Origin of the sequence: Acinetobacter junii CIP 64.5, from assembly GCF_000368765.1 — a bacterium.
In the GTDB taxonomy this organism is placed as follows: Bacteria; Pseudomonadota; Gammaproteobacteria; order Pseudomonadales; family Moraxellaceae; genus Acinetobacter; species Acinetobacter junii.
Genome location: NZ_KB849655.1, coordinates 505,573 through 516,849 on the forward strand (window position 1 = coordinate 505,573; position 11,277 = coordinate 516,849).

Genomic DNA, 11,277 nt, shown 5'->3' on the forward strand with positions numbered 1-11,277 from the left:
TGTAATCTTCACGCTCTAGAAAGCGATTTACACTATCATGCGAGATATTATAAGTCTCGGCAAGTTGTGTGCAGCTAATAGAGTTCGGTTCTGTCATGAGAAAGCCCATATAAATGGGTAGAGTACAAGTTGCTGTAGAAGCATGTTTAATTCGTCTGATCACAGATACTTTATAAAGTATTTTAGTACTTTTTTGAATCCGTCAATGCGTAAGTCCTATTAAAGACTGAATCTTCACAATCCTTAGGTTGTTTCACCCAAAAAAACAATTGTCCATTTTCTTTTTCATTAGCATTTGAATAATGCAGACTCAGCTGTTCAAACGTATATTGTAAGCCAAATAAAGCAGCTGCGATTTCGACTTTACGGGTGAAGACTGGAAGGATATAGATTCCTGATTTTTCATTAGAAGTATCACCCAATATCAGTTGATTGATAATATCTAAATCCTGAACTGTTTTTTTAGTTTGATGTACACCCATATTTTTTCCTCACGATAAGCGAATTATAGTTGTTTGGTTTATAAGGATTAATTTCATAACTTACTCTACGATTTAGATATTGAATTAGCAAACCTATCGAGCATCTTTGCGACATTAGTTGTCGTCCAACTATTGTTTATTGAACCTACCGCACTTCAGTTGAAGTTATTCTGTGTTAACATTTAATGGAAAATTAAACAAATCTTTTAAATACTTTACTTCATTTATTCGCTAGATAGTTATGTACTTTTCAGATCTGGATTGGATTTGACTCATACATAGATATGCATTCTTCAACGAAACGTTTTTCAAGTAGGCATTTTATGATTTATCAGTATTATCAAGAAATTAAAGACTATAACTTTTCCGAAGATCAAATCTTAGTATTTGGCTGTCATGAGTTAGGTAAGCATTACTCTGGATATGCACAAACCGCTCTACATCATTTTGGTGCAAAACTAGGTCAAGGTGAAGGAAGACAAGGCCAGTCTTATGGCATTCCAACCATTGCTAAAAATGGGGAAGTCTTAGATTTAAATCTTATCCAAAACTATATCAATAACTTTAAGCAATATGCCAAAAGCAATCCTCATCTTGAGTTCTATCTCACTGAGATTGGCTGTGGGTTTGCCAATTTCAGCCTAAATCAAATTGGTCCTTTATTTAAAGACTCACCGACCAATATTTATTTTCCACGCAGCTTTGTTCCATTCTTAGAAGATTTAACGGTATTTTCTGTAGAAGATATTGAACACGTGTGGAAAGCGGATGATACACATATTGAATTGCCTTTAAACACTGGAACAACTGTACGTTTGAAGCTAGATCACCAGCATCGCTTAAACATGCAGCCAAATGTTTGGGAAAGAATTAATACCAATCAAAATATTCAATATCTCACACTCAATGAACAGCAGTTTAATCAACTCGATCAAGCGATTGAAAATTTTAGAAAGGAAGAGGCTTTATTATTTTCTGAACTGATGTGACCAACAGAATTTTTTAAACCTTATTTTCTTTTTATAGATCATCATTATTTGTGAACGATGATCTATAAGCTAATTAAAGGGTAAATTAATTACACATAATTAAGCAGCGGGAGTCATTAGAATAATGAAATGGGCAATTGTTTTGATCGCTAGCCAAATCATATTACCCTTGAGTTACAACTTTTCCATGCCTTAGCCAATTTAACCCAAGCTTTATTTTCTTTTGACCAGATACGTCTACATAATTCGGTAAGATCATCAAATTGCCGATCTACAGCACTTGAAACCCCATATTCCCAATGTCCTTCATAAACCTGTGCTTTGGCTAACTCGAATATTCGATCTGCCAAAGCAACATGTTCTTCCACAAATTGTTGTTCTATGATTTCATCATGTGCAAATTTTTGCAAACACGCTTCAGATTGTATGATTAAATCTTCTGTTTCCCCAATCCATAAGGCAAAGCATCGATCTGCGCTTAAACAATCAATAAGTTGTTTAAAGTTTTCAAGTTTCGTCTTAAATGCAAGATTCGCTTTTATTAATGATTCGAGGTATATGAATCGCTCTTCAAATGCATAAGGGTCAATATTTAATGTATCTAAGTAATCTTTAGATTTACGGTGTAGGCCAATTGGTCTCATTTTCCCTCTCATTTTCTGTATATACGACACAGTTAATTGAAATTATTTATTTCACATCTATGGAAATGCTATTCAATTTAAATAGCCAATCTAAAGTAATAAACCATCACTTGTATTTTTAATCGTAAACTTTTCAACAAGTTCAATAAATTCATCTTTAGGTGGAATTGTGTCACCCACCAACAGATTACGTTTGCTCAAAGCAACAAAGAGCGCTATTGAATACGCCTGGCAGTTAATCGACTTTTGCGGGTTAAACTCAATATCAGTAAATGCATCATATGCAAGTGCTTGTTGCTTTAGGTCATCATTCAGATTGAGTGCATTCAAATAAATCCAGTCGTAAAAGGCTGTTTTAGGTTCAAGTTGCCAACGTTTATCTCGATATTCAAAAGCAATCAAGTTGCCTGAATTTTTTAGGCGCTCATCCTTTTTTGCATCTCGTGAGCTCATATCCATAATGTCCTTATACGGACCGCCGTCAGAGAATACTTTGGATGATTGAAAGATGCTCTCAACACTGATGTTTTTACCGCTCTTGGTTTTAAACATCAGATTGAAAGCGCTGAGTTGCGTTCCTAATTCAATTTCAGACTTGCTCGAAATCTCTAGAAGCTTGGCTTCTGGATTCTGCGTACGATATGCTTCATGCAAGGATCGAATCGACTTTTGTTTTTGTGTGAAGTGCATTCCAGCAAACCATTCAAATTCAACATCGACAATATCTACAAGCGTAGCGCCGTCCAGTTTAGGTACAAATACTGGTCTTTTTGCCATGAAGACTTCCTTATCTTTTCTCAAATACTGTTTTGTTAATACTGACCTTAAAGCCTAAACCATGTACCCATAATAGCTCAGGGTCTTGTTCAATTACATGAATCTCTTGAATAAATTCTTTAGGAATATTCCCTTGATAAAGAATTTCCGATTCATTTAAGTAAGGGTAAGTAAGCAATTCAATATCAATTGTCGATTCAAATATATCCAAAAATACTTTGTGGGATTTTCTTTCTTCGCTAGTCTTAGTTCTTTCGGTAAAATGCGCCGCATTCTTCTTACAGAAAATTGCTTTATCTAGATAATCAAAATCATTCAATAAACTTAAATCTGGATTGGTATTACCCGACAACAATTCAGGAGAAATTTTTAATACAACCCAATCTTCTAACCCTCTCATAGCCCTATATTTATAAAACATTTTCCAGTTTGGATGACTAAATGACAGGGAAATAGAGTCTTTTATACCATCTAGACGCTTTTCATCATTATATTTATATTCAATATTTTGCTCTTCCAAGGTTTTCTTCGTGAGTAAACCTTTTGATAAAATAGAAGGTAAATTACCTTTGTTTGTAAAGTGATATAATGCATCAATTTTTTTACATTTTATTGGATTAAATGACATTTTTTCAATGATCTTCGCCCACTGCGCTTCATTGAGTATTGAATCAGCATAGATACTTTTTTCCCAACTGTCGTGTATACATTTCAGTTTTGGTAGCGATTTTTCACCTGTCAAATAATAACGAATATAGATAAATTCAACCAATCCTTTCGGCAGGGCATCTAGCTTAATGTCTAGTATTTGGCTAGATGTAGCCGGTATAGATGGACAATTTTGGGGTGCTAATTGAGGAGTTTTACTCTCATTATCAACTCTTATAGACTGGCTTTTCTTTAAACTTTCTTCGGAAGCAAGGTTTGCTTTTAATCCTTTATTTTTAGATTCAATTTCAAGTTTATTATGCTCTTCTATAAGTAAAGCTAGACGTTCTGCACGTTTTTTTGCCTCTAAAACTTCAAGTTCTTTACGCGCTCGCTCCTGATAATCTTTATTGTATTCAAAAAAATCTATCAGAGAAACTTCTTCTAAACCCGCATCTTTTCTATTTTTATTTATTTCAATCACTTTGGCTTTAGTGCGATGATAATCTTTTTCATATTCTTCTTTCCGATATTTTTCAGCTCTATTAGCCAGCTCCTCTGTAGCTTTCTCAAGTTGAGCAGTTCCTTCACTAATTGCCTGCAGCCCTTTTGAAAATAAGTCCTTGCTTGTATCATAATTTTTTTTAATATCTTTTAAAGCTAGCTCTTTTTTTTCAGCTTGAGATTTGTCTTTATGAGGACTATTTGAACCAAATGCATTAATTAGAGGCGCTATTAAAATAAATAGTAAGAAGAATCCTCCTATTAAAAAAAGAATTTCCATTACACCCCTCACATAAATTTAATATAGCTCAGGCACTCTTTCGAGCACCTCTAAAACCTTTCTTATAAACCATAAAAGCTAAAAAAGCTTATTTTACTTTTTTAGCCTTTTTCACAGGCTTACTCGCTTCCCGCTCTGCTTGAATTTTAGCAAGCAAACTTTTAGCACTGTTTATACCTGTAATCAGCTCTTGATGCTGTTCACGCCATTCGGCAGTTAGTTCACCGCTAAAGGCTTTAGCAAGAATAGACTGTGTAAGTAAATTAACTCGCTTTTCGGCTAATTGAAGTGTTTCTTCAATCCTATTCGCTAACGTGGTCAATTTGACAATTTCTTTAACTATGTTTTGTTGCTCTTCTATTGACGGCAACAAAATAGGATAAGCTTCAAGATGCTTTTTATTTACACCTGATTGACCTGCTGTTCTATCGGAACCAGCTTCAATGTAATTATAAATTTTATAATTTTGCAGATACCAATAAAGATATTCTTGGTCTATCAAATTATCTTTCGGCTCTGCCTTCATTAAAGCCACGTTATAAGCATCTTCCAAACCTCTTAAAATTTGAAATATCGGAGGTCCATATCGACCAATCATGACATCTGTAGCGCTCACAAACCTTCTAGCTTTTTCTTTTGGAATATAAACAATATGTGAATCACTTTTATAATCACGAATTTGAATAAGTCGAATATAGCCTTCTTGATATTCCGACCTAAATTCTGACTTTGGAGGCTGACTCCCACCTATAATATCTACAACATCTGAAAATTTATATTCTTTCCAATGTGGTAGGCCATATATAGAATGCTTCCAAGTATTTTCAACAATGATTTCCTTAAAGCTCTCATCAGCACGACATAATTTCCCACTCACCGCATCCGCCAAAACCGACTGACGGAATTTTTTAAGAATGGTAGGAATTGCATCTAAACGCGCTTTAATTTGCTCGACTTGCGCGAGCATGATATCAAGCTGACGAACGATTTCTTGTTGTTCGGCTAAAGAAGCTATAGGTATTTCTAATTTTAAATAATCTTTGAATTGAAGATTTCTTAAATTATTACTACCTGATTGATAATTTACAATGGTAGGTGTTTTATAGAAAAAACTTAAGTAAAAATTTAGATATTTAGCATTTATAATAGATGTTGGGCGGAATAGTCTAAGAAAATTCGTACAAACAATGTCTTCAGAACCTAGATTTTTAAATACTAACTCCTCAATATATACTGTGCGACCAACAGGCTGATCGGGTCCACCTCCTGAAATTTCTACAAGAATATCACCTACATTTAATCTCCTTGTATCTAAGCTAGAAGTTTTTAACTTTCTTGGTACAGCTGTCTTACTTTTATCTGTTTTCCAATTTTTAAACTCAGCACCTCTTATACAAAATGCTTCAATATAATTTTCTTCAGCAAGTGAAGTATCCTTACCCCAATCACCACCAATTATAAATTCAGATAAGCTTTCTAAATCAATTACAGACCACTCAACAGCCAAATTATCTAAACTCATGCCTGTTCCTCAGCGTTTAAACCTAAAGCATCTGCTAATAGCTGTTTTTGAGTATTCGCTTCATCGGTTTGACCTAAGGCTTTCATTAACGCATCCAACTCAACCAATGCTTGCGTTAGTTCAGACATTGCTTCACTTGCCAACACATGCGGTTCTGGTAAGTTTGCAGCATCCACGGCGTCATTGTCTTTTAACCATGAAATATCTAAAGAATCGCCTTTTTGTTCTTTAATCCATTCACGACTAAACTTACGCCAACGGCTGTTCTCAAGGGTTTGCTCCTGACTTTCTTCAATTAAAGACCATTCACCCTCTGCACGTACTGATAAACCTTTCGGGTCAGCGCCGTAGACCGTTTCAAAACCTTTTAAATGTGCTTCGGTAAATGGCGTACGCTTACCAAAACTTGGCATATTGGTACGTAGGTCATATACCCATGTCTCAGTCGTACAGTTTTCATCTTGTAGCGGATTGACTTCTGTTCCTTTGGTAAAGAACAACACATTGGTTTTTACGCCTTGCGCGTAGAAAATCCCTGTCGGCAAACGCAAAATCGTATGCACATTACATTTGTTCATCAGGTCCTGACGAATTGCTGTACCCTGTCCAGCTTCAAACAGCACGTTATCAGGTAATACCACGGCGGCACGACCACCTGGTTTTAAGTTCTTATAAATATGCTGCAAGAATGCTAATTGCTTATTTGAAGTGTTAAATGGCAAATCATCACGGGTAATACTCGCTTCACCACCTTTAGATGTACCAAATGGCGGATTGGCTAAAATTACATCCGCTTTTGCCAACGCCTGCCCCACAGGACCCAATGAGTTACCCAGTTTAATTGCACCTTGCTCACCTCCAATATCATGCAGCAAACAGTTCATTTGAGCGAGACGGCGCGTATTCGGTACAAGCTCAACACCAACAAAAGCATCTAAAGTATAGAACTGAGTTTCTTGTTCAGTCAGTGCATATAAATCATGGTGCTGTCGTATATACGCATCCGCAGCAATTAGGAAGCCTGCCGTACCGCATGCAGGATCTTGAATCACTTCACTTGGCTTTGGTTGCATACAACGCACAATAGAGTTAATCAATGGGCGTGGCGTAAAGTACTGACCTGCACCTGATTTAGTTTCAGTTGCGTTCTTTTCTAATAAGCCTTCGTATAGGTCGCCTAAACCATCCGCTTTAATACTAAACCAGTCTAGTTTGTCAAATTCATTAGAGCTACTACTTAAAAAAAATCCTCACCTCCATCGTTCACATGTCTTGTTATTTGATGAATTATTCAATCAAATTTTTATTATGGAATTAAATGGTTATAATCGACCAATCAAAATTAAATTAAATTGGAGACAATATAGAAATAGTAATTGGTCTAATGAAATTAAAAATATATCTATAAAAGCTGAAGTAGATCTTCATGCTCATTCTAAACTTAATCATTTAATTCCTTGCATAGATGAGAGCATTTTAAATCCGCGTCTATATAAACAGATTCTAGAATAGAGTGCTTTATCGCAAAAAAACATTTTGGTTTACTTACTAAAGAAAACTATATGGGGATGTTGCGCGGATAAAAAAGTGGATTTCAGTGGGTGCTTAATTGTCTGCGGAGAAGCATTTGGAAGAATGGTTAAGATATCCATGGCGATAAGTTGGTCGAAACAAGAAAGCATTACAGCAAATTATTAGGCGATAAACTCAGTGCTAGGTATTTTGACAGTCAAGTCAAAGAGATTCATGCACGTGTGGCAGTCTTAAAAAAGTTTACGATATTAGACCGACTTCATACCCACGTTGTCACTTGAATTTTAATAACTACAGACAACTCTATCTTTAAAATCTTTATGCCATAAAGCCAATTAAAAATAATGTTGATTTAAGCTGCTTACCATTTGCTTACCAGAATCTAAAAACAAAAAAACCACTTACGATTAGTGCACGTAAGTGGTTGTTTTATATGGTGGGCCCAGACAGACTTGAACTGTCGACCAACGGATTATGAGTCCGCTGCTCTAACCAACTGAGCTATAGGCCCTAAAACGTTAAAATTATTGAATACAATAATTTAACTTGTGGCAGATTCTACATAATTCAGTTTTGCAATGCAATAATTTTTGTGCAGACGTTTAGCTCTATTGTACATTAATACATCATTTTACTTGATCAGGATCATTCACAATGATACTGGCAAGAACAAAGCCTAGAAAATCCTTAGATTATTATTCAACCAAAATATCTTCATGGAGAATCGTAAAACCAAATCTGCTTCTCTTCAATACATAGTAAAAGTATACATTAATATTTTTTATTTAAATGGTTCAAAACTCATAAGCATTAAAATCAACAAATTATATAATCCATTGCTCTAATAAATTGGAAGACTTTAAAACATGAAGCTTTTAATTTTATTTATAATTTAAAGATCGTAAAATAAATAAGCTAAAGTATGTATTGAATACTTTAGCTTGAATAAGTCAGCAGCCAATAATTATAAATTACTTAGCAACCGTATTCTTATAAATCACACCATCTTTCATGATTACCACAAAGTTAGTTTCGGGATTGGAAACTAAGTTTATATTTTCAAGTGGATTCCCATTTACTAACAGTAAATCAGCTAAAGCTCCTTCTTCTACTACTCCTAGTTTACCTGGGTATGGATTACGAGGACCAGAGAGCGCAAGTAACTCTGCATTGGTTGAAGTAGCCATTTTTAAAACCTCTGGAGCTGTATACCAGTGTGTCATCGTCGCAAGGATTGCCCCTTGATTCTTAGTCATCTTTGGGTTGAATAAAATATCTGTGCCCCAAGCTACTTTAAGCTTGTATTTCTTAGCTAACTTAAATGCATCATCAGTACCTTTTTGTACTTCAATTTGCTTAACCCTTGCCTCACCTTGTTGGGGATTCGAATATTCATTATCAAGAAATGCTTGACTACTTAACCAAGCATTTTTTTGTGCCATCATTTTGATCGTTGGTTCATCTATCAGTTGTGCATGTTCAATGACTTTAACACCACCTTTAAGAGCCGCTTGAATTGCTCTAGGCGTGTAAGCATGCACTGCAACATATGTTCCCCAATTTTCAGCTGCATTCACCGCCGCTCTAAATTCTTCCTCTGAATATTGAGCTACATCAATTGAATCATATTGAGAAGAAACACCGCCTCCAGCAGCGAGTTTGATCTAGTGCACCTTATCTAATACAGTCCCAAAATTTATTTATGATTCTTATCAAGCCATTTCTTAATAGAAGCAATATCTTTAAATTTAAAGTGCATATAGTCATCTGAAACACCTTCTAGCCCTGAATTATCCCTCCCTAAAATATTCGTTATTGAGTTTAAAACCACATGGTTTCTTTCTTTTTTAATTTCATATAGATCAACGGTATACAGCTTTCCACTCGGCTGCGGATAACAACAATATGTTTCTGAATACAAAGTTATTAAAACTGGTGGCTTGCTATTTTTTTTATATAAACTAACTGCAATTAATTCAACTCCCCCACCATTCCCAACTCGCCCTTCAATTTTATTAATATAATTTTTTTCATTTTTTATAATTAAAAAACTTTCAATATACTGATTTTCAGGAGATAACTCACAATTTTTTGATATAAATTTAGCATCACTCTTACTAAAGATACTTAATTTATATGTTTGATCTACCTTACAAAAATTCTCGCTTGCTATTTCGGCATATGTTGCTTGTATAGTGAATAGTAAAAAAAAAACTATGTAAAATCTAGGGTGTGTTGACACTTTTAGCTTAAAAAAATAGCGAAGTAGTAAAATCAAATCGCCAAACCTAATTTTACTATTCGCTATGCCTCGTACCATGCTGACAGATCAACACTGGCAAAAGTTGAAAACTATTTTGCGTAATTTATCTATTCATCACAACTCAAATTTACGTAATTTTATTGAAGCTATTCTCTATAGAATTAGAACAGGCTGTCCGTGGCGAGATATTCCTTCCTATTTCGGTCAATCAAACTCTATTTTCAAACGTTTTAATCGTTGGTCAAGCAGCGGTAAGTTGCTTAGATTATTCAAATTATTAGCATCATGCCCCGATATGGAGTGGATTTTTATTGATGGCTCTCACGTACGTGCTCATCAACATTCTGCCGGTATAGCGAATCAATCCATTTCTAAAAGTGTAGGAGGAAACTCCTCAAAAATACATTTGATTGTTGATTCACATGGCAATCCTATTGATTTCATGATTACCGATGGCACTACACATGACATCAAAGTTGCACCTGATTTAATAGCAACATTAGATTTAAAAGAGACAGAAGTGGTATGCGCAGATAAAGGCTATGATTCAGAACCACTGCGTGAGCAGATCAGAAAAACAGGAACAAAAGCGAATATACCAAAGAAAATAAATAGCCAATCGAACAATGATCATATGGACTGGTATTTATATAAAATCAGGCATTTAGTTGAAAATATGTTTTGTAGATTAAAACAATTTAGAGGGATAGCTACTCGATACGACAAGCTCAAAAGAAATTATCAAAGTGCTGTTGCCTTAGCCTGTATATTTTTATGGCTACCTTTATAGGTTTAATTATGAACAGTAAATGTCAACAGACCCTACTCAATTTAATTCACCTCAAAAATTATTTTCAAATAAAAATGTTTCTGGCTTTCTTAAAATACGCTTTCCTTTCTTTTTTATTTGGGGCATATTGATTAATTACTTTAGTGATTTTGTCAACTACTGTATCCGTTGCCCCACTATCTGCCACAGTATACAAACTTTTATCTAGCCAAAAACTATTGCCGACCTTGAAGCATATTTAGGCTGCTCTAATAATTCTGGTGTCTCCGTAAAATCTATCTTGCCATCATCAGACCAAATTTTAGGATACATTGTCGTCAGAACTGAGTAGTTATACCGACCTGTGGTCTGCTTTAATCCTCTACCAAGAAATTCATAGCCGTCTCCATCTTTAATATTACCTAAAGCTAAATGCTTAGGTCTATTTTTATCCATATACCACTTATTAGTAATAGATTTTACCTTCTGCTCCCGAGGAGAAACCTTGGCATCTATTTTAGCTTCCTCAGGTCGTGCTTTATAATATGATGAAAGTGCTATTAAATTGTTTGCCGTATAATTAGAAATATCTTCTCTAAGGCTGAACTTTGCTCCAATTTCACCAAAAACTTGAGCAAAAAAATGAGACTGTCTTAATCTAGTATTTAATTGATATGCCTCTATATTTGCATTTAACTCATCCATAATTGGTTGCATCTTAGCTAAAGTAACACGAGGCCACATTTTTTGCATTTGTTCCATCGTAATTAATAGACCTCTTGCAAAAATCATTTTTTAACCAACTCCATGTTGTAAATTGCAGCAATTAAATTCAGACGTAAACCCATGCGTTTACGCCTATTTCG

Annotated in this window: 9 protein-coding genes, 1 tRNA gene and 4 pseudogenes; 3 read left to right on the forward strand and 11 right to left on the reverse strand. The window is 34.8% G+C overall.

The window, feature by feature from the left end; translation table 11 throughout:
* A pseudogene (locus F948_RS16400) lies at window positions 1-163 on the reverse strand (IS701 family transposase); the annotation flags it as partial.
* Between the two features lie 19 nt (window positions 164-182).
* Window positions 183-482 carry a hypothetical protein gene (locus tag F948_RS08175; protein ID WP_004962528.1) on the reverse strand — a complete coding sequence of 100 codons (300 nt, stop codon included), beginning with the start codon at window positions 480-482 and terminating at the stop codon, window positions 183-185.
* A gap of 323 nt (window positions 483-805) precedes the next feature.
* On the opposite strand from F948_RS08175, the gene F948_RS08180 reads away from it, so the two are divergent.
* The gene (locus F948_RS08180) at window positions 806-1,471 is read left to right on the forward strand and encodes an A1S_2505 family phage non-structural protein (protein WP_004962531.1); all 666 of its coding nucleotides are present in this window, start codon (window positions 806-808) and stop codon (window positions 1,469-1,471) included.
* Window positions 1,472-1,629: 158 nt separating this feature from the next.
* On the opposite strand, the gene F948_RS08185 is transcribed toward F948_RS08180, so the two are convergent.
* The 5 genes and pseudogenes from F948_RS08185 to F948_RS08205 all read right to left on the reverse strand — a co-directional run.
* On the reverse strand, window positions 1,630-2,115 hold the full coding sequence (locus tag F948_RS08185; RefSeq protein ID WP_004962535.1) for a hypothetical protein: 486 nt from the start codon (window positions 2,113-2,115) through the stop codon (window positions 1,630-1,632).
* 90 nt (window positions 2,116-2,205) lie between these two features.
* The gene (locus F948_RS08190; RefSeq protein ID WP_004962539.1) at window positions 2,206-2,892 is read right to left on the reverse strand and encodes a DarT1-associated NADAR antitoxin family protein; all 687 of its coding nucleotides are present in this window, start codon (window positions 2,890-2,892) and stop codon (window positions 2,206-2,208) included.
* A gap of 10 nt (window positions 2,893-2,902) precedes the next feature.
* The gene (locus F948_RS08195) at window positions 2,903-4,324 is read right to left on the reverse strand and encodes a DarT ssDNA thymidine ADP-ribosyltransferase family protein (RefSeq protein WP_004962542.1); all 1,422 of its coding nucleotides are present in this window, start codon (window positions 4,322-4,324) and stop codon (window positions 2,903-2,905) included.
* An 88-nt stretch (window positions 4,325-4,412) separates the two neighbouring features.
* Window positions 4,413-5,846 (reverse strand): restriction endonuclease subunit S, encoded by a 1,434-nt coding sequence (locus tag F948_RS08200; protein WP_004962545.1) that lies wholly within the window; start codon window positions 5,844-5,846, stop codon window positions 4,413-4,415.
* Window positions 5,843-7,063: pseudogene (locus tag F948_RS08205) on the reverse strand (HsdM family class I SAM-dependent methyltransferase); the annotation flags it as partial. The gene F948_RS08200 and the pseudogene F948_RS08205, both read right to left, overlap by 4 nt.
* A gap of 432 nt (window positions 7,064-7,495) precedes the next feature.
* Between F948_RS08205 and F948_RS16405 the strand changes: the two are divergent.
* Window positions 7,496-7,660: pseudogene (locus tag F948_RS16405) on the forward strand (IS5/IS1182 family transposase); the annotation flags it as partial.
* 153 nt (window positions 7,661-7,813) lie between these two features.
* On the opposite strand, the gene F948_RS08215 reads toward F948_RS16405, so the two are convergent.
* The 3 genes and pseudogenes from F948_RS08215 to F948_RS08225 all read right to left on the reverse strand — a co-directional run bounded on the left by F948_RS08215 (window position 7,814) and on the right by F948_RS08225 (window position 9,699).
* Window positions 7,814-7,890, reverse strand: a tRNA-Ile gene (locus F948_RS08215).
* 460 nt (window positions 7,891-8,350) lie between these two features.
* Window positions 8,351-9,043, reverse strand: a pseudogene (locus F948_RS08220) (amidohydrolase family protein); the annotation flags it as partial.
* A gap of 32 nt (window positions 9,044-9,075) precedes the next feature.
* On the reverse strand, window positions 9,076-9,699 hold the full coding sequence (locus F948_RS08225) for a hypothetical protein (protein ID WP_080632271.1): 624 nt from the start codon (window positions 9,697-9,699) through the stop codon (window positions 9,076-9,078).
* On the opposite strand from F948_RS08225, the gene F948_RS08230 reads away from it, so the two are divergent.
* Entirely contained in the window at window positions 9,686-10,432 is a 747-nt protein-coding gene (locus tag F948_RS08230) for an IS5 family transposase (RefSeq protein ID WP_004912080.1), read from the forward strand. The genes F948_RS08225 and F948_RS08230 overlap by 14 nt on opposite strands.
* A 204-nt stretch (window positions 10,433-10,636) precedes the next feature.
* On the opposite strand, the gene F948_RS08235 is transcribed toward F948_RS08230, so the two are convergent.
* A complete protein-coding gene (locus F948_RS08235; protein WP_041525441.1) occupies window positions 10,637-11,173 on the reverse strand; it encodes a hypothetical protein in 537 nt (178 codons plus the stop codon).
* Window positions 11,174-11,277 lie beyond the last annotated feature (104 nt).